This window comes from Asticcacaulis sp. AC466, from assembly GCF_000495815.1.
Lineage (GTDB): Bacteria > Pseudomonadota > Alphaproteobacteria > Caulobacterales > Caulobacteraceae > Asticcacaulis.
Window position 1 is genome coordinate 22,066 of record NZ_AWGE01000007.1, and the last position, 23,782, is coordinate 45,847.

Annotated in this window: 21 protein-coding genes and 4 tRNA genes; 3 read left to right on the plus strand and 22 right to left on the minus strand. The window is 57.0% G+C overall.

Going from position 1 to position 23,782, the window contains the following annotated elements; translation table 11 throughout:
* Positions 1 to 2 precede the first annotated feature (2 nt).
* Positions 3 to 1,460, plus strand: a complete 1,458-nt coding sequence (locus AEAC466_RS0122290) for a cryptochrome/photolyase family protein (RefSeq protein ID WP_031238494.1) — start codon at positions 3 to 5, stop codon at positions 1,458 to 1,460.
* Position 1,461: 1 nt separating this feature from the next.
* Positions 1,462 to 2,304, plus strand: a complete 843-nt coding sequence (gene sseA / locus AEAC466_RS30620) for a 3-mercaptopyruvate sulfurtransferase (protein ID WP_023457619.1) — start codon at positions 1,462 to 1,464, stop codon at positions 2,302 to 2,304.
* A 16-nt stretch (positions 2,305 to 2,320) separates the two neighbouring features.
* Here sseA and AEAC466_RS30625 read toward each other — a convergent pair.
* The 11 genes from AEAC466_RS30625 to AEAC466_RS45000 all read right to left on the minus strand — a co-directional run bounded on the left by AEAC466_RS30625 (position 2,321) and on the right by AEAC466_RS45000 (position 8,692).
* Positions 2,321 to 2,397 (minus strand) — tRNA-Arg (locus AEAC466_RS30625).
* A 13-nt stretch (positions 2,398 to 2,410) separates the two neighbouring features.
* On the minus strand, positions 2,411 to 2,716 hold the full coding sequence (locus AEAC466_RS30630; protein ID WP_031238495.1) for an ETC complex I subunit: 306 nt from the start codon (positions 2,714 to 2,716) through the stop codon (positions 2,411 to 2,413).
* A 181-nt stretch (positions 2,717 to 2,897) separates the two neighbouring features.
* Positions 2,898 to 2,974 (minus strand) — tRNA-Pro (locus AEAC466_RS30635).
* Between the two features lie 28 nt (positions 2,975 to 3,002).
* Positions 3,003 to 3,079 (minus strand) — tRNA-Pro (locus AEAC466_RS30640).
* Positions 3,080 to 3,201: 122 nt separating this feature from the next.
* A complete protein-coding gene (locus AEAC466_RS30645) occupies positions 3,202 to 3,729 on the minus strand; it encodes a DUF192 domain-containing protein (protein WP_023457621.1) in 528 nt (175 codons plus the stop codon).
* A gap of 113 nt (positions 3,730 to 3,842) precedes the next feature.
* On the minus strand, positions 3,843 to 4,409 hold the full coding sequence (locus AEAC466_RS30650) for a cold-shock protein (protein ID WP_023457622.1): 567 nt from the start codon (positions 4,407 to 4,409) through the stop codon (positions 3,843 to 3,845).
* Between the two features lie 259 nt (positions 4,410 to 4,668).
* Positions 4,669 to 4,743: transfer RNA gene (locus AEAC466_RS30655), tRNA-Glu, on the minus strand.
* Between the two features lie 132 nt (positions 4,744 to 4,875).
* Entirely contained in the window at positions 4,876 to 6,723 is a 1,848-nt protein-coding gene (gene recJ, locus AEAC466_RS30660; RefSeq protein ID WP_023457623.1) for a single-stranded-DNA-specific exonuclease RecJ, read from the minus strand.
* Between the two features lie 77 nt (positions 6,724 to 6,800).
* Positions 6,801 to 7,808, minus strand: coding sequence for a class II fructose-bisphosphatase (gene glpX / locus AEAC466_RS30665; RefSeq protein WP_023457624.1), 1,008 nt, complete (start codon positions 7,806 to 7,808; stop codon positions 6,801 to 6,803).
* Positions 7,809 to 7,941: 133 nt separating this feature from the next.
* Entirely contained in the window at positions 7,942 to 8,352 is a 411-nt protein-coding gene (locus AEAC466_RS30670; RefSeq protein ID WP_023457625.1) for a hypothetical protein, read from the minus strand.
* Between the two features lie 163 nt (positions 8,353 to 8,515).
* Positions 8,516 to 8,692 (minus strand): hypothetical protein, encoded by a 177-nt coding sequence (locus tag AEAC466_RS45000; protein ID WP_235074208.1) that lies wholly within the window; start codon positions 8,690 to 8,692, stop codon positions 8,516 to 8,518.
* Positions 8,693 to 8,711: 19 nt separating this feature from the next.
* Between AEAC466_RS45000 and phaC the strand changes: the two genes are divergently transcribed.
* Entirely contained in the window at positions 8,712 to 10,607 is a 1,896-nt protein-coding gene (phaC, locus tag AEAC466_RS30680; RefSeq protein ID WP_235074211.1) for a class I poly(R)-hydroxyalkanoic acid synthase, read from the plus strand.
* 237 nt (positions 10,608 to 10,844) lie between these two features.
* Here phaC and AEAC466_RS30685 read toward each other — a convergent pair whose 3' ends face one another.
* From AEAC466_RS30685 to nuoG, 11 genes are all read right to left on the minus strand, one after another.
* Positions 10,845 to 12,515, minus strand: a complete 1,671-nt coding sequence (locus AEAC466_RS30685; RefSeq protein ID WP_023457628.1) for a ribonuclease J — start codon at positions 12,513 to 12,515, stop codon at positions 10,845 to 10,847.
* 12 nt (positions 12,516 to 12,527) lie between these two features.
* Positions 12,528 to 13,307: a type III pantothenate kinase gene (locus AEAC466_RS30690; protein ID WP_023457629.1), complete on the minus strand. Its 780-nt coding sequence runs from the start codon at positions 13,305 to 13,307 to the stop codon at positions 12,528 to 12,530.
* Positions 13,291 to 14,049 carry a biotin--[acetyl-CoA-carboxylase] ligase gene (locus tag AEAC466_RS30695; RefSeq protein ID WP_023457630.1) on the minus strand — a complete coding sequence of 253 codons (759 nt, stop codon included), beginning with the start codon at positions 14,047 to 14,049 and terminating at the stop codon, positions 13,291 to 13,293. Before AEAC466_RS30695 ends, AEAC466_RS30690 begins: the two co-directional genes overlap by 17 nt.
* A 6-nt stretch (positions 14,050 to 14,055) precedes the next feature.
* The gene (gene nuoN / locus AEAC466_RS30700) at positions 14,056 to 15,483 is read right to left on the minus strand and encodes an NADH-quinone oxidoreductase subunit NuoN (RefSeq protein ID WP_023457631.1); all 1,428 of its coding nucleotides are present in this window, start codon (positions 15,481 to 15,483) and stop codon (positions 14,056 to 14,058) included.
* Positions 15,484 to 15,495: 12 nt separating this feature from the next.
* Positions 15,496 to 16,998, minus strand: coding sequence for an NADH-quinone oxidoreductase subunit M (locus AEAC466_RS30705; protein ID WP_031238498.1), 1,503 nt, complete (start codon positions 16,996 to 16,998; stop codon positions 15,496 to 15,498).
* A gap of 18 nt (positions 16,999 to 17,016) precedes the next feature.
* Entirely contained in the window at positions 17,017 to 19,077 is a 2,061-nt protein-coding gene (nuoL, locus tag AEAC466_RS30710; RefSeq protein ID WP_023457633.1) for an NADH-quinone oxidoreductase subunit L, read from the minus strand.
* An 86-nt stretch (positions 19,078 to 19,163) separates the two neighbouring features.
* Positions 19,164 to 19,472 carry an NADH-quinone oxidoreductase subunit NuoK gene (nuoK, locus tag AEAC466_RS30715; RefSeq protein WP_023457634.1) on the minus strand — a complete coding sequence of 103 codons (309 nt, stop codon included), beginning with the start codon at positions 19,470 to 19,472 and terminating at the stop codon, positions 19,164 to 19,166.
* On the minus strand, positions 19,469 to 20,083 hold the full coding sequence (locus tag AEAC466_RS30720; protein WP_023457635.1) for an NADH-quinone oxidoreductase subunit J: 615 nt from the start codon (positions 20,081 to 20,083) through the stop codon (positions 19,469 to 19,471). Before AEAC466_RS30720 ends, nuoK begins: the two co-directional genes overlap by 4 nt.
* 24 nt (positions 20,084 to 20,107) lie before the next feature.
* Complete coding sequence (gene nuoI / locus AEAC466_RS30725; RefSeq protein WP_023457636.1) at positions 20,108 to 20,599, minus strand: NADH-quinone oxidoreductase subunit NuoI; 492 nt, start codon at positions 20,597 to 20,599, stop codon at positions 20,108 to 20,110.
* Positions 20,596 to 21,615 carry an NADH-quinone oxidoreductase subunit NuoH gene (gene nuoH, locus AEAC466_RS30730; protein ID WP_369794500.1) on the minus strand — a complete coding sequence of 340 codons (1,020 nt, stop codon included), beginning with the start codon at positions 21,613 to 21,615 and terminating at the stop codon, positions 20,596 to 20,598. Before nuoH ends, nuoI begins: the two co-directional genes overlap by 4 nt.
* A gap of 51 nt (positions 21,616 to 21,666) precedes the next feature.
* Entirely contained in the window at positions 21,667 to 23,727 is a 2,061-nt protein-coding gene (gene nuoG, locus AEAC466_RS30735) for an NADH-quinone oxidoreductase subunit NuoG (protein WP_023457638.1), read from the minus strand.
* Positions 23,728 to 23,782: the final 55 nt, after the last annotated feature.

Sequence of the window (23,782 nt, forward strand, 5' to 3'; positions counted from 1 at the left end):
GCATGACCGAAAAAACCACTTCTCCGCCGCCCGTCATTTTATGGTTCCGTACCGATTTGCGCCTCAACGACCACCCGGGCGTTGCGGAAGCGCTGAGGATTGGAGCGACGATTTTACCAGTCTTCATATGGGATGAAAGCCTTGCCACGCGGCCGCTGGGCGCGGCGTCAAGATGGTGGTTGCATCATTCTCTTGAGGTTTTACATGAAAATTTGGTCGCTCGCGGATCAAGATTGATTATTGAGCGTGGACAGGCCTCTGTGGTCTTGGGCGCATTAGCTAAGGAATATTCTGTAAAAACAGTTATATGTTCTAGAACATTTGATCCCGAGAATGAGGAATGTGACCGTCAGGCTGCACATGCTTTGGCGCAGCTCGGTGTCGATTTGAAACGCGTGAACGCGACTCTGCTGACCGAGCCGAATGCCTTGATTACCAAGTCTGGGACACCATTTCGGGTGTTCACGCCCTTCTACAGGGCGCTGGAGGCGTCTGGGGCATTAGATGTTAATGCCCTCGCCCTCCACCCCAACCAAGCTTGGCCGTCGCCCGGAGTTTGGCCGGGTTCGCGGGCACTCTCCGACTTGAAGCTGACACCGTCGTTGACGCCATCTGGAAAAGATTGGTCAAAGGGGTTCGGTCGCTTCACCCCCGGAGAAGACGGTGCACGTGCGGCATTGCAGCATTTCATAAACCATGGATTGGCGGACTATGCCGGTGGCCGTGACAGGCCGGACCTCGATCTGACGTCGCATTTGTCTGCGCATCTACGTTTTGGTGAGATCAGCCCGCAACGCGTTCTGCACGATCTTGCAGTGGCGGTGCGATCTAAGCCCAGTCTCGCCGTATCAGCGGCCAAGTTTCGATCAGAATTGGCATGGCGCGAATTTTCCTATGGGCTTTTGGCGCAACAACCCAGGCTTCATGAGGTCAATTTCCGCCGCGATTTTGATGACTTCGAATGGCGTACAGATGAAAAAGGATTCCGCGCCTGGTGTCGGGGCGAGACCGGTTACGAACTGGTCGATGCCGGAATGCGAGAGCTCTGGCAGACAGGATATATGCACAACCGCGTGCGCATGGTTGCCGCGTCCTTCCTCGTCAAACATCTGCTGATCGATTGGCGACGCGGGGAACAATGGTTTTGGGATTGCCTCGTCGATGCAGATCCGGCGAATAATACGGCAAGCTGGCAATGGGTTTCTGGGTGCGGTGCCGACGCGGCGCCCTATTTCCGGGTCTTCAACCCGATTAGCCAAGCGGAAAAATTCGATCCCCAGGCGCGTTATCGCGCGCGTTATATTGCCGGCTACCAAGGGGCATTTCCGAAGGCCAAAACGGCGACAGGTGATCTGTTTAGCCTTGACGCAAAGGCTTATCCGCAACCCATCGTCGATCATGCGTTTGCCCGCGACCGCGCATTGGAAGCTTATCGCAACCGCGGCCAGGAGGCCGATTAATATGACAACTCAGATTGGCCCCATCGACTTGCAAAAACTCATCGACGCCGGGGCCGTAAAGGTTCTGGATGGCAGCTGGGCGCTTGATGGCACAGACATGTTCGATTTGTACCGCCATGATCATATCCCAGGCGCGCAGTTTTTTGATATCGAAGCCATAAGCGATCATGCGACGGAATTGCCTCATATGGCGCCCTCACCCGAGCAATTCGCTAATGCGGTCGGTTTGATGGGAATATGCGAGACAGACCATGTCGTCATTTACGACCGGCAGGGGTTGTTTTCTGCCGCCCGTGTATGGTGGACATTCAAGCTGATGGGGCATGAAAATGTGCAGGTCCTGCACGGTGGGTTGCCTGCGTGGCGAGAAGCGGGGTTGCCGGTAACGGCCGAGGTCGAAACACCGGTCCCCGCGACCTACCGGTCCACATTCCGACAGGAAAAGATCATCGATCGCGGCACCTTGCAAAAGATGTTGGGAACCGCTGGCTATTGTGTGCTCGACGCCCGATCCCAGGCCCGCTTTGAGGGCGCAGCACCTGAGCCGCGGGCTGGATTGAGATCCGGCCATATGCCGGGCAGTCTTAGCTTGCCGTTTGGGAATTTGATCCGCGACGGCGCGCTGAAGCCGCGTGACGAATTGAAAGCGATTTTTGCGAGCTTGGGGGTGGATGAGGCCTACACCGTCATCACGTCTTGCGGATCAGGTGTCACAGCGGCCATCATCAGCATGGCTCTGGCTGAGGTCGGTCATACAGCGGCGCAGCTATACGATGGATCGTGGTCTGAATGGGGGCAGGAAGCACTGACTACGCCCGTGGTGACAGGGCCTGCGCAGATCTAACTCGCGCGGCAACAAGTGGCGACTCCGACAGGGCTCGAACCTGTAACCGTCCGCTTAGAAGGCGGATGCTCTATCCAGTTGAGCTACGGAGCCTTGAAGCGCGAGATTAGTGTGTCCAGGACTGCCGACGGCCGAACGCGAAATTATCGGCATAGGCCTTGATAATTTTCGGCGGCGCTTCTGGTTCCAGGAGGCGGAAGGGAATCCCGTGATGTTCGGCAAATGCCATAGCTTGCTCTTTCGTCTCGAAAGTGAGCCGAACTTGGGCATCGGTATCGGAAGATGACGTCCAGCCCATCAACGGATCAGGCGTACGGGCGGATTTCGGTTCAAACTCAAGGATCCAGTCATGAGTCTTGCCTCGGCCGGATTGCATGGCGGTCTTGGCGGGTTTGAAAATACGCGCAAACATCGTCGTCTCCTTGAGCCGCATGGATTCGTCGGTCCATGCTTCATCGTCTGTTACTACCAAAGGCCCGGCCGGGTAAAGAGGAAAGACGGCATCTCCGGAGACACAAGACACTTTGGAGATAGCCGCAATGTGCCGCCAGGCATTTAAAAAGCCCGAGACCTAAGGCCTCGGGCTTTTTAAATGGTCGGGGCGAGAGGATTCGAACCTCCGGCCTCCTGCTCCCGAAGCAGGCGCGCTACCAGGCTGCGCTACGCCCCGACTTTTAAATCTCTACCGTGGCCTTGTTTGGTCGGGGCGAGAGGATTCGAACCTCCGACCTGCTGCACCCAAAACAGCTGCGCTACCAGGCTGCGCTACACCCCGAAACCCGGCGCTGCGACCGAAGCCACAGACTGAGAGGCGCGCTTATTGCCATTTTAGATTGGCCTCTGCAAGCCCCCGTGTACGGAAAAATCACCAACTGACTGACTTTTCTCGTTTTCAGCTCAAGGCTTATGGAAAAAGGGGTGGATAACCTTATCGCCGGGCTTCAAGCCAAGCTTGTCGCTCAGCCCTGCCTGGATCTCCAGGACGCCGCTGGCCGCGCCATGCGACGGCAAAGGCGTGCGGTCGAACGGCTTGGCGTTCTTTTGAATCGATACGATGGAACCATTTTGCGCGATGTAGACGATATCGAGGCCGACAATCGTATTTTGCATCCAGAAATTCCGCTCCCTCATGTCCTTGAACTCAAAGAGCATGCCGCGGTCGACCGCCAGCTCTGGGCGACACATCAACCCTTGCTCACGCGTTTCATCGGTGTTGGCGATTTCCACCTGAAAACGGGTTTCAGCCTTACCGTGGCGAATCGATAGGAGTTCGGGTGGCGAATAGGGTGAGACGTCCATGCTCAGGCATTGCGCAGGAATCGCCTTGGTTGAAACTTCTGCGATACCCGGCGATGAGACACCAAAAGATAAAAGCGTCGCCGCCATGGCGGCGATCAGCGCCGTTTTTACATAAATGACTGTCATGAAGCCCTCATATCACACGCATGGACCATGATCTTGAGCGATGGCGTTTTCAAGGCAAAAAAGCGGGCAGCCCAAGGACTGCCCGCTTTTTGACCTGTAACGAGGAGGCGGTATTAAACCAGTGCCTTCGGCTGAACTTCGGTTACGACCAGCCCCTTCGGGCCCTCACCGAAACGCACCATGATGGTGTCGCCCTGCTGAACATCTTCTAGGCCGTAGCGGCGCAGGGTTTCGATATGAATGAAAATATCGGTCGGGTCATCGCCACGAACCACAAACCCGTAGCCCTTCGTGCGATTGAACCATTTTATGGTCGCCGTTTCCAGTTCGCCAACGCGGACATTTTCCGGGACTGAGCGCGAAGCCCGCAGCGCTGTATGATTCTCGGCGCGGGGCGCAGTGCCATCGGCGACGACTTCGAGGTCGTCGATTTCGATGACTTGCCATCCCTTGGCGCGCTTGGCGATTTTACACGTGATCTTTGCACCTTCATGTGCGCTATCACGTCCCATATCGCGGAGACTGGAAATGTGAAGCAAGACATCACGCATGCTTGTCAACGTGGCATCCTGCGGAACGATAAAGCCGTAACCCTTGGCACCGTCAAACCATTTTACATGACCTGAAATCGTTACTAACTCGTCGGCGTCGCTTTTATTATTGTAATCAAACAAACTCATCTATCCTCACCCATGTCTCATGAAACAGATCAAGTGACATTCGTTATCATAACACGGATATCTCAAATTGGGAGATAAAAAGAGAAAATATTCGCACGGATTGAGAAAATACGCTAAAAAATCGCTTTAGGCGAGTAGAATTGTGATCACGGTTGCGCATTCAAGCGTTAACAACGGATAATTTTCTGTGGATAATTTTTAATGTGAGATAGATATCAATCACATCGAGCAGCAGGTATCGGGAAAATTTCGTCTTGAATGGCAGTCCCTAGGGGAGTCGAACCCCTCTTTTCAGGTTGAAAACCTGACGTCCTAACCGATAGACGAAGGGACCGCGTTCAAGAGGTGGGCTTGATAACCGTACTGATTCATCGATGCAAGCGGAATTTTGTTTTTTGCACAGACGCTTCCACTTTGGGCCGAAACCGGCCCGCCTTTGTCACCCCGCTTTTATTACCTTGTGAGTTTAGGTCTGGGCGATATCTTCTATTTCCAGCTGGACGCCGTTTCGTCCCATGTAATCATCCGCCTTTAGGCGTCCCAGTACGTGAATGCGCCCTGTGGGGCGCAGAAGAGCATCACCAACTGGCGTGCCCTCCGCGCGCCAGACAATTCCCTTGAGTTTGGCGCCTGAGTCATCTTGCAGCTCGAATCGCACATGCCCCCCTTTCATGACCTGAGCATAAGCGACACGTACATCGGCAAACGCCAAAAGCGGTTCCGGGTTGCCCTGACCATAGGGGGCCAGCAGGTCCAACTTATCGTACAGCCGGCGCGAAGCCGCTTTAACGCTGAGGATAGCGTCGACCTCCAAGGCTTCGACCTGATCCGCCTCCGAGACATGTGACGTCACATAGTCGTTTATGAAACGGCGCAGTTCAGGAATCCGTTCACGTTCTACGCTCAGGCCAGCTGCCATGGCGTGACCGCCGCCTGACAAAAGAACGCCCGATTCGAAGGCCGCGCCGACGGCTTCGCCGAGATTGACGCCGGCCTGGCTGCGGCCTGACCCTTTACCCATGCCGCTTATCGGATCGATGCCTATGATGATGACCGGCTTATGCCACCGTTCACGCAGACGTCCGGCGACGATGCCGATCACACCGGGATGCCAGTCTTCGTGAGCGACAATGACGACCGGGTCTTCGGTCGGCCACAGGCCCTGGGTTTCCGCAATATGAACAGCGTCTTCCAACACCTGGGCTTCGATATCGCGACGGGTGCGATTGAGTTCGTCAAGCTCCTGCGCCAGTGCAGCGGCTTCGTCGGCGTCATCGGTCGACAACAAGCGCACGCCAAGATCAGACCGCCCTACCCGGCCGCCGGCATTGATACGCGGACCAATGACGAAGCCGGAATGGAAGGTGCTCATCAAATTGACGGCCGAAATTTTGTCGCCCGCCACGTCCATCAATGCTTTGATGCCGGCATTTTGGCGCTTCGACATGATTTTCAAGCCCTGTGCGGCCAGGGCGCGATTAAATCCGGTCAGGGCAGTCACGTCGCAGATGGCGCCAAGCGCCGACAGGTCCAGCCACTGTTTCAGGTCCGGCTTCGGCCGCTCAGTGAAAAGACCGCGTTTTTCAGCCTCGCGATTGAGTGCCGCCAGAACGACGAAGACGACGCCTGCCGCAGCCAGATTGCCCTGCTTGGATGTACAGCCCGGACGATTGGGATTGACGACCGCCAGGGCTTTGGGCGGTTCTTCGCGCATCAGGTGGTGATCGATAACGACCACATCGAGCCCGATGGCGGCGGCATGATCAAGGGCCTTGTGGGCCATGGCCCCGCAGTCGACTGTAATAACGAGATCGGCACCTTGACGCTTCAGGCTGTCGAAAGCGGCATTGGAAGGGCCGTATCCTTCGGTAACGCGATCCGGCACGTACACGGTCAGATCATGATCCATATGGCGGAACCAACGGACCAGCTGTGCGGCGCTGGTGGCGCCGTCAACATCGTAATCGGCAAAGACGCAGATTTTCGCCTTGCGCTCCAAGGCGTCGAGCATAGCCGAAACGGCCGTGTCCATGTCCATAAAGGATGACGGTTCCGGAAATAGTGCCTTGAGCGTTGGAAAGAGAAAATCCTGCAAATCGTCGGGAGCAACACCGCGGCCGGCGATGAAACGCGCCAAGGGATCGACAAAATCCGCTTCGGCGACGTTCATGAGACCCAGACGATGCGTGATGTCACGCAACGTGTCCGCCGACACGCCGCGGGCGGCGATCCGTTCACGCCACACCCGTCCGCTCAGAGATGCACCTACACCAAGATAGGGCGGCACGTCGCGGACGGGAGAAAGCGTATCCATTTTTTAAGGCATTTTCCGAAAAGTGTGGCGCACTTTTCGCGTCAAAGTGCGTAGAAACAGAACGAACCAGGAAGCCTCTAGACCTTTACCAACGGGCGGCGCATCGAGAGCTTGCGGACCGTATGCGTCTTGGACACCATGACCAGGCTTTCCGTGGTGACGAAAACTTCACCACGCGTGGTGGTTTCCTTTTGCACACCGCGCAGCAAAGCGCCGTGCGTGACGCCGGTGGCGATGAAAACGGCGTCGGACGACACCAGATCGTCGAGCGTGTATTTGCGGTCGAAGTCGGTCAGCCCCAAGCGTTCGGCACGGGATTTTTCATCGGCATTGCGGAACACAAGACGTCCTTGAAATTGCCCGCCCACGCATTTCAGCGCTGCGCACGCCAGAACGCCTTCGGGGGCACCACCCTGCCCTATATATATGTCGATGCCGGTTTCCGGTTGCGCGGTGTGGATGACGCCGGCCACGTCACCATCGGTGATCAAATGTACCCGGGCGCCGGCCTGACGCAGGCTCTTGATGATGCCGTCGTGACGTGGACGATCGAGCACGCAGGCAACGATTTCGGACACATCGACGCCCTTGGCCTTGGCCAGGGCGCGGACGTTTTCTTCCGGTGTCCAGTCGAGATCGACAACGCCTTGCGGATAGCCCGGCCCGATGGCGAGCTTGTCCATATAAGTGTCCGGAGCATGCAACATGCCTCCGCGGGGGGCAAACGCAATGACGGCCAGCGCATTTGCCATGGCCTTGGCGGCCAGAGTGGTGCCTTCGAGGGGGTCGAGCGCGATGTCTATGGCCGGACCCTTGCCGGTGCCGACCTTCTCACCAATATAGAGCATAGGGGCTTCGTCGCGTTCGCCTTCACCGATGACGATACGGCCGTCCATGTCGATAGCGTTGAGCGCCGTGCGCATGGCATCGACTGCGGCTTGGTCGGCGGCCTTTTCATCGCCGCCCCCAATTTGCGCGTAACACGCAATTGCGGCCTCTTCGGCGACGCGCACAATATCGAGGCTCAGGTCGAAATCCTTGGCAGCGTGAGCGGCGGTGTTGGTGAAAGCGGAGGTTTCTGGCATTTGGCTATCTTCTGGCTCTAAAGGTTAGGCAAGCGGCTTTTTTTATACGAGCGCCGCATTTGCTTTGGGGGTGAACGGCCATTGCGGCCGTTCGCAGGGACACCGAACGCTGCCGGAAGGCGGCGGCGTGGGTTTAGTTGGCAATCGGCGGCGGCGCGGCGCGACGGCGTAGGTCGTTGGCGAAGGCGCTTATTTCGGCAGGCGACATTGCGCCTTCAATAGGCTTGGAAAAATTCTGATCGAGGCGATTGAGCGCATTGGCGGCAAAGGCTTCGGGATTGCTGTTGTCCCAAACCAGGGCGCGAATTTCCGTCGCCAATTGCTGACCTTTGGCATCGGTCTCGCCTACGTTGCGCCGAATATCGGCGGGCGTCGGCACGTGGGCCGGCGGTACCGGAAATTCGGACCACTTAGGCATGTCGCCTATATTGACTGAGGGCGACGGCATGGTTGCGGGCGTCGACGGCTGAGTTTGGGCCTGCGCCGCACCGGCCAGCAGAAGCACTGTGGCGGCCGGAATAAGAAGGCGTTGCGCGATGGTCATATTTATATTGTCTCTCCACGACGGAGTCTCATGACATCAGACCTTTGCGACACAAATCTGACGTTTGCCAAGTCGGCGCAAATTTACGTCCATGAGCAGGGACAAGACAAGAGAAATATAATTTTAGTTGGTGGATCGACCCGGCGCAGCCCTATATATCCGGTTATGCGAAAAAAGTGGAGATGCCCGTCATGACGAAAACCCCAAAGACACCGGCAAAAAAGGCGAGCGGCGCGGCGCCAAAATCCACCACCACTAAGGCGGCCTCGAAAGTTGCGGCTAAACCTTCGGTAAAGTCACCTCCGCCTCCGGCATCCGCTGCAAAGGCCAGAGTTCCCACGGCCGCCGCGAAGACTGCCGTGAAGGCTGGACCTAAGACGGCGGCGAAGCCTGCGGCAAAGTCACCTCCGCCGCCTGCCCCCGACATAAAGCCGAAAGTTACCCCAGACGTGCAACTGCCGGGCACGGACGCGCCTGGGTTCAATACCGAAGCCGTTAAAAACCTTGAGCAATTGTCGGTGAATATCGCCAAGGCGGCCATGACGGCGCAAAGCGCTCTGGCCAAGACGGTTTTTGCCCAGCCTAATATGGGCGCCGGTGCCCCTCCACCCGATCCGTTCCAGGTTGGACCGGCCATGAGCGAGATCGCGGGCTCACTGGCTCAGAAGCCAGACAAACTGGTCGAGGCGCAGACCGAGTTGCTGACGGGCTACATGGAATTGTGGGGCAAGATGACCCGGCGAACCTTAGGTACCGAGCCGGTCGAGACGGGCAAGCCGTCGGACAAGCGATTCGCAGATCCGAAATGGCAGGAAAATGCCATGTTCGACATGATGAAGCAGTCGTATCTGTTGTCCTCGAACTGGATCAATAAGTTAATCAGTTCGGCGGACGACGTAGACCCTATGGTCAAACGCCGCGCTGAGTTTTTCACCAAGTTGCTCACCGATGCCATGTCGCCATCCAATTTCCTGTTGTCCAATCCGGCGGCGCTGGCGGCTTTGCAGCAGACCAACGGCGAAAGCCTGGTCAAAGGTATGGAGAAGTTTGCCGAAGATCTGGCGCGCGGCGACGGTAAGCTTAAAATCAGCCAGGCGGACTATGACAGCTTCGTTGTTGGCAAGAACGTCGCCACAACGCCCGGAAAGGTCATTTATCGCGGCGCCTATTTCGAGCTGCTGCAATACAATCCAACAACGGAGCAGGTCCGCGAAATTCCGCTCCTCATTTTCCCGCCCTGGATCAACAAGTTCTATATTCTCGATCTCCAGACCAAGAATTCGCTGATCAAGTGGCTGGTCGATCAGGGTTTTTCCGTATTTCTCGTGGCATGGGTCAACCCGGACGTATCGATGAAGGACACGACCTTCGAGGACTATATGTTCGGCGGGATTTACGAAGCCGTGCAAAAGGTTATCGAGCAGACAGGTGCCAAATCGGTCAACGCGGTCGGGTATTGTATCGGCGGCACCTTGTTGGGGTGCACTCTGGCTCATATGGCGGCCAAGGGTGACAAGACGATATCGGCGGCGACCTTTTTCACGGCCCAGCACGATTTTTCAGAAGCGGGCGACCTGTTGTTATTCACCAGCGAGAGTTGGCTGAAAGAGCTTGAGCGCCAGATGGATGCGGCGGGCGGGGTGCTGCCGGGTTCAGCCATGGCAGATACGTTTAACTCCTTGCGTGCTAACGATCTGATCTGGTCGTTCTTTGTCAACAACTACCTGATGGGCAAAGACCTGACGCCGTTCGATCTGTTATGCTGGAATGCCGATCAGACGCGCATGCCCAAGGCACTGCATCTGTTCTACTTGCGCAAATTCTATGGCGAGAATGCCTTGACCAACCACAATCTGGTCCTCGCGGGTGTCGATATTGATCTGAAAAACGTTACCATTCCAATTTACGAACAGGCGGGACGCGAAGACCATATTGCACCGCCCGGGTCGGTCTATAAGGGCTCAAAACTGTTCGGCGGCCCCGTCACCTACGTGCTGGCGGGATCAGGCCATATCGCCGGCGTCGTCAATCATCCAGATGCCAAAAAGTACATGCACTGGCTCAACGACAATCATCCGGCCACATTAGGCGAGTGGCTGCAAGGCGCGGAAGAACATCCAGGGTCGTGGTGGCCGCATTGGGCCGGGTGGCTTAACGAACGCTCAGGCCCGATGGTCCCCGCTCGCGATCCGTCAAAGGGCAAACTAAAACCCATAATGGATGCGCCTGGGGCCTATGTTCTGGTCAAATCGTGATTTGAAACGATTTAAATAACAAAAATATCAAGTGCTTATTGGAAATTTTTTGTGTTCGAATTGAGTGTGTAAATGCAAATCACCCGTAGAGAGTCAATATTGATTTTCTGCGGGTGATTTGTTTTTTATTTTTTTTATCAAAGAGATATCCGATTAAGGATAGGTTTTGGGCTAGACGGTGTCATTCCGCGCCGCAGTTGTCAATATTGACATGACATCCTTGGCCATCAGGACGGCTTAGGTGCGCAATATAATGGTTTCGACGATGGGGCGGCGACCCCATATAGCCTGCGCCGCCTTCTTCACGACACGGGCGACGACGATCTCGACGGCTTCATCTTCGTCGCGGCCTTCGGATGGAATGGCCTTGATCGCTTTTTCAACACTTTTGCAAATGTCTTCCAATTGATCGGAGATGATATCGTCATCCTCGAACGCGAGCCCTAGCCCCCTCACCTCGACGATTGAAGACAGGCGGTTCTTGCTGTCCAGAGCGAAGGCGACAAACATCATGCCATTGTGTGCGGCATGACGGCGTTCGCGCAGGGCGTCAGACGCCTCCGGAACCAGATGCCCGCCATCGACGAACAGACGACCTGACGGCACCTCGTCTATGATTTCAGCCCGGCCCGGCGCCAAACGCACCATGTCGCCATTGCGCGGCGTAATCTGCTCATCGATGCCGACTTCCGCGGCCAGTGCTGCGTGTTTCAGAAGGTGACGACGCTCACCGTGAGTTGGCACGGACACGCGCGGGCGCGCCAGGGCGTACATTTCCTTGAGCTCGTCACGGCAAGGGTGACCCGACACATGTATGCCCGGGTGATCGCGTTCGGTATGAATTTCAACGCCCAGGTCCGACAGGCGATTTTGCAGCGACCGGATCGAGATTTCATTGCCGGGAATGACGCGCGACGAAAATATGCAGGCGTCGCCTTCCCTGAGCTTCACCAACGGATGGTTGCCATCGGCGATGCGCGACAAGGCGGCGCGCGGCTCCCCTTGTGAACCGGTGCAAAGATAAAGCACCTCGCTTGCCTTGAGATTGGCGGCCTCGCCTTCGCTGACCGGGTCGGGAATGCCGTGCAAGAGACCGACATGGCGCGCCGCGGCGGTAATACGATGCATCGACCGCCCGACCAGGCACACACTACGTCCAGCTTCCATGGCGGCGCGCATCACCGAATCCACCCGCGCCACATTGGAGGCGAAACAGGCAACGGCGACGCGTTTTTTCAGTCCCCTGATGACGCGGGCCAGTTCGACCCGGACGTCGTCTTCGGACCCCGCGCGACCTTCGACGAACACATTGGTGGAGTCGCAGACCATGGCGAGCAGGCCTTCGTCGCCCAACCTGCGAATAGCGGGGATATCGGTTGGGCTGCCGGTGATCGGCGCTTCGTCGAATTTCCAGTCACCGGTGTGGAAAATCGTGCCCAGTTCGGTACGAATAGCCAGCCCGTTGGGTTCGGCGATCGAATGGGTCAGGGTGATATAGTCTATGTCGAATGGACCAAGTTTGACATTACCGTTGAGCGGCACTTCGGTCAGGTTGACATCGTCCAAAACGCCCGCCTCGCGCAGCTTCTCGCGAACCAGGAAGGCGGTGAATGGCGTCGCAAAAACCGGCGCCTTGATCTTGTCCCACAGCCAGCCCAGCGCGCCGATGTGATCTTCGTGGGCATGGGTCAGCACGATACCGAGAATGTTTTCGCCGACCAGAAACTCCGGGTCAGGTACGATCACTTCGATACCTGGCGTCGTCAGATCGCCAAAGGTGACGCCGACGTCGACGATGATCCACTGGCGGTTATCCGCCGGCCCAAACCCGTAAAGGTTCAGGTTCATGCCGATCTCGTTAGATCCGCCGAGCGGCAGGAAGACCAGTTCGTTCTTGTGCTTTTTCATATGTACGCCAAATCACCGCGCGTGTTGCGCAAGCGTTCGCTTATAGATTTCCAAGAGGCCGCGCAAGGTCAGGTCGTGATCGAAATGGTCTATCTTGTCCGTTGCGCCTTCAAACAGCGATGCCACGCCCCCCGTCGCGACAACCGTCATCTTTTGTCCGTACTCAGACTGAATGGCGCAGATGAGATATTCGATCAGACCGATATAGCCCCAGAAGATACCGGACTGCATCGCGCTGACCGTATCCTTGCCGATCCGTCTGGCCGGGCGTTCTATGGCGATACGTGGGAGCTTGGCCGCCGCGAGGTGTAGGGCCTGAAGCGACAGGTTGATTCCGGGCGCGATAGCCCCGCCTTCGTAACCGCCATCGGACGCCACAACATCGAACGTTGTGGCCGTACCGGAATCGATAATGATAAGCGGCCCGGAATAGCTCATATGACCGCCGATGGCGTTGACCAGCCTGTCAGCCCCTGCCTCTTTGGGTTTGTCTATACGGATCTCGATACCAAGTGCCGTGTTCTCACCGATGACGAACGGCTGGCGATCAAAATACCGCTGGGCCAGCTTGCGCAGATTGAACAGGGATTGCGGCACCACAGATGAAATGATGCAATCGCTTATAAACTTGAAGTCCAGGCCTTGCATCTGCATCAATTGATAAAGCCAGGCCGCGTACTCATCGGCCGTGCGCGTGCTTTCCGTTGCGACGCGCCACTGAGCGACCCAGTCTGTGCCATCATGGATGGCGAAAAGGGTGTTGGTATTGCCTTGTTCAATGGCCAGAAGCATGTGCATCTCCGTAGACAATGTCGCCTCCGGTAACGGTATATATCTGTCCGTCAGCCGCTTCTATTTGTAGGCCACCAAATTCATCCAGGCCCTTTATACGGCCGGAAACCGTCCTGCGTTCGTGCGTGACGTTCAAGATACGATCACGACCATAGGCACGCTTGAGCCACGCCTTGGCGATATCGCTAAAATCCTTGTTGCGCCACAGATCGAGCACACCATCAAGATGGCCGTTCAGCTTGTGCAGCAGGGCGACAGGATCAAGGTTTTTCGCTTCCGGACTGATATCGCGCAGGGAAACGGTCAGGTAGTTTTCAATGATCGGTGCGGCGCGCATATTGATGCCGATACCGATGACAATGCCCAGATGCCCGGGTTTTTCGAAAGCTTCGGTCTGGACGATGAGGCCGCACAGCTTGCGTCCACGATGCAGGATATCGTTAGGCCACTTTATGCGCAGACTCTCGTCCGTGTCGGGAATAAGGGGCCGCAACATCTCATACACGGCCAAGGCGGTTACGAAAGACAGTTGCGGCACCGACCGCACATCGATCTCCATGATTTCCCAGCGGGAAGCCATGAAATTACCTTTGGTGCCAACCCAGGTCTTGCCGTGCCGGCCAATACCTTTGGTCTGTTCCTTCGCCAGAATCCAGCCTGAGCCGGACCGCCCTGCCCGCACCCGCGCCAACCCTAGGTCCTGGGTTGACGGCAAGGAGTCGAAAATTTCGAAGTCGGCCACAGCCCGTTAGCTTCCGAAACCCTGTGCCGCTGTCTGCGCCAACGGATAGACGAAGATCAGGAAGGCGATGACGACCGGGAACGAAAAAGCGGCGGCGGCGTAGGCAATCCATTTGGCTTCGCGCGGCGACTTGTCCATCTCGCCACCCGACGCATCGAACCACATCAGCTTGATGATGCGCAGATAATAGAAGGCGGAGATGACCGAGGCGACGAGACCGGCCGCCGCGAAAGGCCACAGGCCGGCAGAAATCGCGGCGCCGAACACGAAGTACTTGGCCCAGAAGCCGCCAAACGGGGGCATGCCGAGAACCGACAGTGCCAGAATGGTGATGGCGATGGTCAAAGGCATATTGGTCTTGGAAAGACCCGCCAGGCTGTCGATGCGCGTGACAGGCTCACCCTTGCGGCTGAGCGACATCTGCGCGCTGAACAGGCCCAGTGTATCGACCATGTACAGGACGAAGAACATCAATAGCGACGGGATGCCGCCAAGACCGGCAGCAACGGCCAGAAGGGCATAGCCCATATTCGCGATCGAGGAATAGGCCAGAAGTCGCTTGATATCCTTCTGCATCAGGCCGCCAAGTCCGCCGACGAGGAAGGAGAGAACCGACAGGACCAGAATAACCTGGCGCCATTGGTCGGCTTGCGCTTCGAAACCGGTCTGAAGAACGCGAGCGAACAGAACCATGGCCGCGAACTTGGGGGCGCCGGCAGCGAAGGCGACGACCGGCGTCGGCGCACCTTCGTACACGTCGGGTGTCCACATGTGGAACGGCGCCGCAGAGACCTTGAACGCCAGGCCGCAGATCAGGAAGACCAGACCAAAAACCAGACCGACATTGAGGTTCGTCGTCGCTGTTTCCGCGATGACGTGGAAGTTCATTGAACCGGCGAAGCCGTAGATCAGCGACGCGCCATAAAGCAGAAGGCCTGACGACAGAGCGCCCAGCACAAAGTATTTAAGACCGGCTTCCGATGATTTGGCATCGTCACGGCGGAAGGCCGCCAGGACGTACAATGCCAGGGATTGCAGTTCCAGGCCGACATATAGCGCGATCAGGTCGCCAGCCGACACCATCATGCTCATACCGAGGGCGGCGAGCAGGATGATGATCGGAAACTCGAAGCGGCGGGCGCCCAGGCGATCGAAATAGCCCTGGCCTAAAACGATGACAAAGACGGCGGCAACATAGATGGCGACCTTAGCGAACAGGGCGACGCCATCGACGATGAACGAGCCGGAGAAGGCAGAACCTTGATGGGAGAAGGCCGCCGCAAAGGCGGCGCCAATAAGGGCCGCACCGCATAGTGCGCTGACCGAAGTCATGCCCTTATCGCCGCGGAATGCGCCGAAAACAAGGATCAGCAGGGAAGAAATCGCGAGGATTGCTTCCGGAAGTGCCAGGTTAAGAGCGAGATTGAAGTCCATTTTTGCTCGTCCTTATCCGCCGATGATCGCCTGATAGGTCGCAACGACCTGATCTACGCTGGCAGTGGTAATATTGAATACGAAGGCCGGATAAATCCCCAGCGCAATCGTGCCGATGATCAGCGGCGTGAAAATGATGATTTCACGTACACTGAGGTCGGGATATTTCTTGAGTTCGTCATTGACGACTTCACCGAACATAACGCGCTTGAACAGCGTCAAGGCGTAGACGGCGGAGAAGATGACGCCCGACGTCGCCACGAAGGCCACCCAGGTGCCCCACTTGTAGGCGCCGGTGAGTGAGGTGATTTCGCCGATGAAGCCCGATGTACCCGGCAGACCGACATTGGCCATGGTGAACAGCAGGAAAACAAAGGCGTAATGCGGCATAAGCTTGGTGACACCGCCATAGAAGGCGATTTCACGGGTGTGCCACCGGTCGTAAACAACACCGACGCAGAGGAAGAGCGCGCCTGAGATCAGACCGTGGCTGATCATCTGGAAGACCGCGCCTTCAACGCCGAGCTTGTTTCCGGCGAAGATACCCATGGTGACAAAGCCCATGTGTGCGACCGACGAATAGGCGATCAGCTTCTTGATGTCCGTCTGGCGGAAGGCGATCAGCGAGGTAACCACCACGGCGATGACAGACAGTGCCATGACCAGCGGCGCGAACATTTCCGACGCATATGGGAACATGGGCAGGTTGAAGCGGATGAAACCGTAGCCGCCGAGTTTCAGCAGGATGCCGGCCAGCATGACCGAACCGGCAGTCGGCGCCTGAACGTGAGCATCGGGCAGCCAGGTGTGCACCGGCCACATCGGCATCTTCACCGCAAAGGACGCAAAGAAGGCAAACCACAGGAAGGGCTGAACCTCACGCGCGAAGGCGAATTTGGTCAGAAGCGGAATATCGGCCGTGCCGGCGACATTGACCATGTACAACATGGCCGCCAGCATAAGGACGGAGCCTAACAGGGTGTAGAGGAAGAACTTGTACGATGCGTAGATCCGGTCCTTGCCGCCCCAGATACCGATGATCAGGAACATAGGGACAAGGCCACCTTCGAAGAAGATGTAGAACAGGAACATGTCGAGCGACGTGAAGACGCCGATGACCAGGGTTTCCAGCAAAAGAAACGCGATCATGTATTCCGCGATGCGTTCCTTGATCGAGTCCCAGGAGGCCAGGATACACAGAGGCATCAGGAAGGCAGTCAGAGCGACGAAGAGGATGGAAATTCCATCGACCCCCATGTGGTATGAGATAGGTCCGAACCAAGAATAGTGTTCTTCGAATTGATAGCCGGGATTTGCGCGGTTGAAACCAGCCAGCATCACGACGGACAGCGCCAGCGTGATCAGGGTGGTCCACAAACTGATCCATTTAGCGTTCTTGGCGATGATCGCTTCATCGTCCTTGCGAGCCATGAAGCGCAGCACAGTGATTACCAACGCACCGAAGAGCGGTGCGAAGGTAATGATACTGAGCAAGTTGGGGATAGCGGGTGTCATTATAAAATCCATCTCCCCTTATCGGACCATCCAGAAGACATAGGTCAAGAGACCCACGACACCGAGGAACATAGCGAAAGCGTAGTGATAAACGTAACCGGTCTGCGTCTTGACCAGATTCTTGGCGGACTTCAACGCCGACCAGGCAGCCCCGTTGGGGCCCAGGTTGTCGATGATCTTGATATCCAGCACTTTCCAGAAGAAGTCACCGAGGATCTTGGTCATACGGACGAAGGTTGCCTGATAGATCTCATCGAAATACCACTTGTGATACAGGAAGTTGTATACCGGACCATCGTTGGCAGCCATCTTCTTGGGCAGGTTTGGACGCAGGATGTAGTAGTACCAGGCGAGCGCCATCCCCAGCAGAGTCACGATCAGCGGTAGCAGTTTCACCCAGGTTTCCGTTATGTGATGCATTTCATGCAGCACTTCGTTGTGCGGACCGGTGAAGATGGCGTGACCCCAGAATTCATGCGCTTTTTCGCCGATAAAGTACGGCGCGAAGATGAGGCCAGCGAATACGGCGCCGAAAGCGAGCACGACCAGTGGGGTCAGCATGACCCAGGGGCTTTCGTGCGGTGTGTGATCATGGCCGTGGTGACCATGGTCGTCATGCGCGTGGGCATGATCGGCATCGGGTTCTGATGAGGCATGGCCGTGGGGCACGTCATGATGATGATCGTCGTGGGCATGTTCCCAATGCTTCTTGCCATGGAACGTCATGGCGACAAGACGCCAGGAATAGAAGCTGGTCAGCAAGGCAGCGGCAATACCCATGATGAAGGCGAACATGCCTTGCGGCGTATTGTGTTGCGTCCATGCCGCTTCGATGATGGCGTCTTTCGAGAAGAAGCCGGCAAAACCGATTTCCGTGAAGGGAATGCCAAGGCCGGTAATGGCGATGGTGCCGATGGTCATGACCGCATAGGTCACGGGCAGATATTTCCACAGGCCGCCCATCTTACGCATGTCCTGTTCATGATGCATGCCGTGAATGACCGAACCGGCACCCAGGAACAGAAGCGCCTTGAAGAAGGCGTGCGTGAACAGGTGGAACATGGCGGCCTGATAGGCCCCTACCCCCGCCGCGAAGAACATGTAGCCCAACTGCGAGCAGGTAGAATAGGCGATGACGCGTTTGATGTCGTTTTGTGTGAAGCCGATCGAAGCGGCGAAGATGGCCGTGATGGCGCCGACATAGGCGACGATCATCTTGGCGACGGGCGCGTATTCGAACAGCGGCGACAGAAGGCAGACCATGTAGACGCCGGCGGTCACCATGGTGGCGGCGTGGATCAGGGCCGAGACCGGGGTCGGGCCTTCCATCGCGTCCGGCAACCAGGTGTGCAGGAAGAACTGGGCAGATTTCCCCATGGCGCCGATGAAGAGCAGGAACGCCGCGAGATCGAGCGCCGAGAAGGTCTGACCGAGGAATTCCCAGGTCTGGCCCTGATGCGACGCAATCATTGGGAAGAGTTCATGGAAGTTGATCGTGCCGAACTGCCAGTAGACCGTCATGATGCCAAGCGCGAAGCCGAAATCGCCGACGCGGTTGACGACGAAGGCCTTAATGGCGGCAGACGAGGCACTGTCCTTGTGGAACCAGAAACCGATCAGCAGATAAGATGCCAGACCGACCCCTTCCCAGCCGAAGAACAGTTGCATGAAATCAGCGGCGGTCACCAGCATAAGCATGGCAAAGGTGAACAGCGACAGGTAGCTGAAGAAGCGCGGACGTGACGGATCTTCCGCCATATAGCCCCAGCTGTAGAGGTGCACGAGCGACGATACGGTCGTCACAACAATGAGCATGGTCGATGACAGGGCGTCGATGCGTATCGACCAGGCCGACTGGAAGCCGTCTATATTAATGAACGGCAAAATCTGGACCGTGAAGTCCGCCATGCCGCCCCACGTATGCTGGATGAAAGTGTACCAGCCACAGGCGCAGGCTACGAAAAGCAGCCCCGTCGTGATGAATTGCGATGGTATATTGCCGATACGGCGGCCAAAGAAACCAGCAATGGCTGCACCGACGATCGGCGCGAACACGCATAGGGTGACAAGGGTGGCCATGCCGGAAGACAGCGGGCTTAGCACCGCGTGAGCGGCAGGAGCCAGGCTGTGGGCAGTTTCGGCGACGTGAGCAGTTAGCACGATGCTTATCCTTTCATCATGCTGGCGTCATCGACGGCGATGTCGCCGCGATTACGGAAGAAGGTCACGAGAATGGCCAGGCCGACGGCGGCTTCAGCCGCAGCAACGGTCAGGACGAACATGGCCATAATCTGGCCCTCCACATTGTGCAGGTAGCTCGAAAAGGCCACGAAGTTGATATTGACCGCCAGAAGGATCAGTTCGATCGACATCAGGATGATGATGACGTTACGGCGATTGAGAAAGATGCCCAAGGTGCCGATGGTGAACAGGATGGCGGATACCGATAGATAATGGACGAGCCCGATGGTCATTCCGAGATTCCTTCTCCGGACTTGGCAGGTACAATCTCGACCGCATCGTCGCGGCGGCGTGTGACCTGGCTGAAAATATCCTGGCGCTTTACGTTCGGGCGGGTACGCAGGGTGAGCACGATGGCTCCGACCATGGCGACCAGCAACACGAAACCGGCAGCTTCGAACAGGTAGATGTAGGTTGAATAGAGGGCGTGACCGATCATGCGGATGTTCGATTCATTGGCCGTGAAGGCCTGCGGCTCATTCCCGGCGGCGGCGCCCTTTTGCGCCACGGCGACCGAGACCATGATCAGCTCGAACAACAGGACCGCGCCGACTGCGATGCCGATCGGCAGGTAGTTGGCGAAGCCTTGGCGCAGTTTGACGAAATCGACATCAAGCATCATGACGACGAATAGGAAGAGGACGGCGACAGCGCCGACATAGACGACAACCAGCAACATGGCGAGGAATTCGGCACCCAGCAGAATGAACAGGCCGGCCGCCGAGAAAAAGGCCAGGATAAGCCACAGCACGCTATGTACCGGGTTCTTGGCGGTGATGACAAGCAGGCCGGAAATACAGGTTACTGCGGCCATGAGGTAAAAGGCGATGGCAATCAAGGTCATGACATTTTTTCTTTCTGTGCCTTCTTACCGGTAGGGTGCATCGAGTTCGAGCGCACGGGCAATTTCGCGTTCCCAGCGATCGCCGTTGGCCAGAAGCCGTTGCTTGTCGTAGAGCAGTTCTTCACGCGTGTCGGTCGCAAATTCGAAGTTCGGTCCTTCGACGATGGCGTCAACCGGGCACGCTTCCTGACACAGGCCGCAATATATGCACTTCACCATGTCAATATCGTATCGGGTCGTGCGGCGCGAACCGTCGGCGCGCGGTTCGGCCTCGATGGTGATGGCCTGCGCGGGGCAGATCGCTTCGCACAGCTTGCAGGCGATGCAACGTTCTTCGCCGTTTTCGTAACGGCGCAGGGCATGCTCACCCCGGAAACGTGGTGATATCGGGCCCTTTTCGAACGGATAGTTGATCGTGGCCTTGTGCTTGAACATGTACTTGACCGCCAGGCCTGTAGCCCCGACGAAGTCAAGCAGCATGGCGCCCTTGATGCCTGAGATAATGCGCGAAATCATAGGGCACCTCCATAAACGCGGTAAGCGGCAACAATAATAACGGCCACCAGCGACATCGGCAGGAAGACCTTCCAGCCCAGGCGCATCAGTTGGTCATAGCGGTAACGCGGTACGATAGCCTTGGCGATGGCGAACATGACGAACCAAAACACGACCTTTAGGATAAACCAGATCAGGCCGTGGATTGCGGCGATTGCGCTGCCTTCGGGAAACAGGCCCGCCGTCGGGTAAGGCGCATTCCAACCACCGAAGAACAGTATCGAAATCATGGCGCACATCAGGACGATGTTGGCGTATTCGCCGATCATGAACAGCAGATAGGGCGTAGACGAATATTCGACCTGATAGCCGGCGACCAGTTCCGATTCCGCGTCCGGCAGATCGAACGGCGGGCGGTTGGTTTCGGCGAGCGCCGAGATATAGAACATCACCATCATCGGGATCATGATCACGACCAGCGGCCAGTGTCCGCCGCCGAATACGTTCCAGTTCCAGAAGCCGCCGCCCTGTGCCGTGACGATATCGGTCAGGCGCATGGAGCCGGACAGCAGGATGACGCTGACAATGATGAAGCCGATCGAGACTTCGTAGGACACCATCTGCGCGGCGGAACGCAGGCCACCCAGGAACGGATATTTCGAATTGGAGGCCCAGCCCCCCATGATGATGCCGTAGACGCCCAGAGACGAAATGGCGAGGAGATAAAGAACGCCAACATTGATGTCGACCACCACCAGGCCAGGCGCAAACGGAATGACGGCCCAGGCCAGGAAGGCGACAACGAAGGTAATCAGCGGCGCCAGCAGGAAGATCGGCTTATCGGCCCCGGCCGGAATAATCACTTCCTTGAACAGGAACTTGAAGAAGTCGGCAAAGGATTGCAGCAGTCCGAATGGACCGACCACGTTCGGCCCCTTGCGCATCTGCACGCCCGCCCACACCTTGCGGTCGCCCCACAGCAGGAAGGCCAGCGAGACCATTACGCCCATGATAACAGCGAGCGTCGCGCCGATCATGGCGATCAGCCAGCCCCACCACGTTGACATGAATTCAGCCATGTTAGTTCCTTACTCCGCCGCCAGGTTCAGGGCCGGTTTACGGGCCGCCGAACATTCCGCCATCGCCACCGAAGCCCGGGCGATAGGGTTGGTCAGATAAAAATCGGTGATGTGCGAGACAAAGAGGCGATCCTTGATCTCACCTTTTACGCCTATCGATTTGACATCAAAGGCTTTTGTCGCGGGTCTGACGTCGACGCGACCGAAGACCGGGTGATCGGTAATCAGCTTTTCACGCAGCGCATTGAGGCTGTCGTAAGGCAGGGTCTGGCCGAGATATCCGGACAGGGCGCGAATGATAGCCCAATCTTCCTTGGCCTCCCCCTTCGGGAATACGCAGCGCTCGGCGATCTGAACCCGGCCTTCCAGATTGGTGTAAATGCCGGACTTTTCTGTATAAGCAGCGCCTGGCAGTATGACATCGGCGGCGGAGGCGCCAACATCTCCGTGCGACCCGACATAGACAACAAAGGTCTTGTCGAGGCCAGCCGTGTTGATCTCGTCTGCCCCAAGCAGGACCAGCAGGTCTACCCCGCCGTTCAGCATGGCGGCAGCGTCTTTGGCTTCACCGACCGGCACGAAACCGAGGTCGAGGCCGGCAACGCGCGACGCCGCGGTGTGAACGATATTGAAGCCGTTCCAGCCGTCACGAACCACATCGTAATCATCGGCGATAATGGAAATTTCTTTCAGAACGGCGGCGCCGTCTTCTCCGGAAATGGCATTGGAGCCAACGAGGATAGCCGGCTTCTTGGCATTTTTCAGGATGTCGCGGAAGGCGTGCTTCTTGAGATCCTTGAGCGCCTTCGGACCGACGCCGATATGGGCGTAGTCATAGGTCAGGTCGGTGGCTTCGCCGATGACGGCGACTTGGACCTTGCCCTTGAGCCATGATTTGCGAATGCGTGCATTGATAAGCGACGCTTCGGCGCGCAGATCCGTGCCGATCAGCAGGATGGCATCAGCCTCTTCCAACCCGGCGATGCCAGTATTGAACAGCCAGGCCTCACGCGGCGTGGTTTGCGTAACCGGTCCGACTTTCGCGCCTTCCTGGCGGCAGTCTAGATTGGTGACACCCAGACCGTAGAATAGGTCCTTTGTCGCTTTCATAGCTTCCGCATCAACCAGATCGCCGGCGATGACGCCGACGCGCGAGGTATCAGTTGCCTTAATTTTAGCCGCAACAGTGGTCAGAGCCTCGTCCCAGGACACCGGGACCAGCTTGCCATCCTTGCGGACATAGGGTTTGTCGAGACGCTGGCGCGCCAGCCCGTCGACAGCGTAGCGTGACTTGTCGGTCAGCCATTCTTCGTTGATTTCTTCTTTCAGGCGCGGCAGGGCGCGAAGCACCGCAGGGCCACGGTTATCGATGCGGATATGAGCGCCAAGCGCGTCATGAACATCGATCGTTTCCGTCTTGGTGAGTTCCCACGGACGGTAGTTGAAAGACCAGGGGCGGTGCGTCAATGCGCCGACAGGGCACAGGTCATTGACGTTACCTGACAATTCCGACGACACGGATTTTTCCAGATAACTGGTGATTTCAGCGTTTTCGCCGCGAGAGATCATACCCATTTCATTGACGCCTGCGACTTCCGTCGTGAAGCGGACGCAGCGCGTGCATTGAATGCAGCGGGTCATGAACGTCTTGATCGTTGGCCCGAGGTTCTTTTCTTCAACGGCGCGCTTATTCTCGCCGTAGCGCGAATCTCCCTTGCCGTAGGCGACGCTCTGATCTTGCAGATCGCATTCGCCGCCCTGGTCGCAGATCGGACAATCGAGCGGGTGATTGATGAGCAGAAACTCCATCACGCCTTCGCGGGCCTTCTTGACCATCGGTGTATTGGTAAAAATTTCCTGACCTTCGGCAGCCGGCAGCGCACACGAGGCCTGCGGCTTCGGCGGTCCTGGCTTTACTTCCACCAGGCACATGCGGCAGTTGCCGGCGATCGACAGGCGCTCATGATAGCAGAAGCGCGGAATCTCCTCGCCCGCCAACTCCGCCACCTGGAGCACGGTCATGCCGGGGTCGAATTCGACCTCCACACCATTGACTTTTGCCTTAGCCATGTGTCTTCATACCCTTAACAATTGTAAATAAGCCTCGAGAAAATATAGCTTTTTC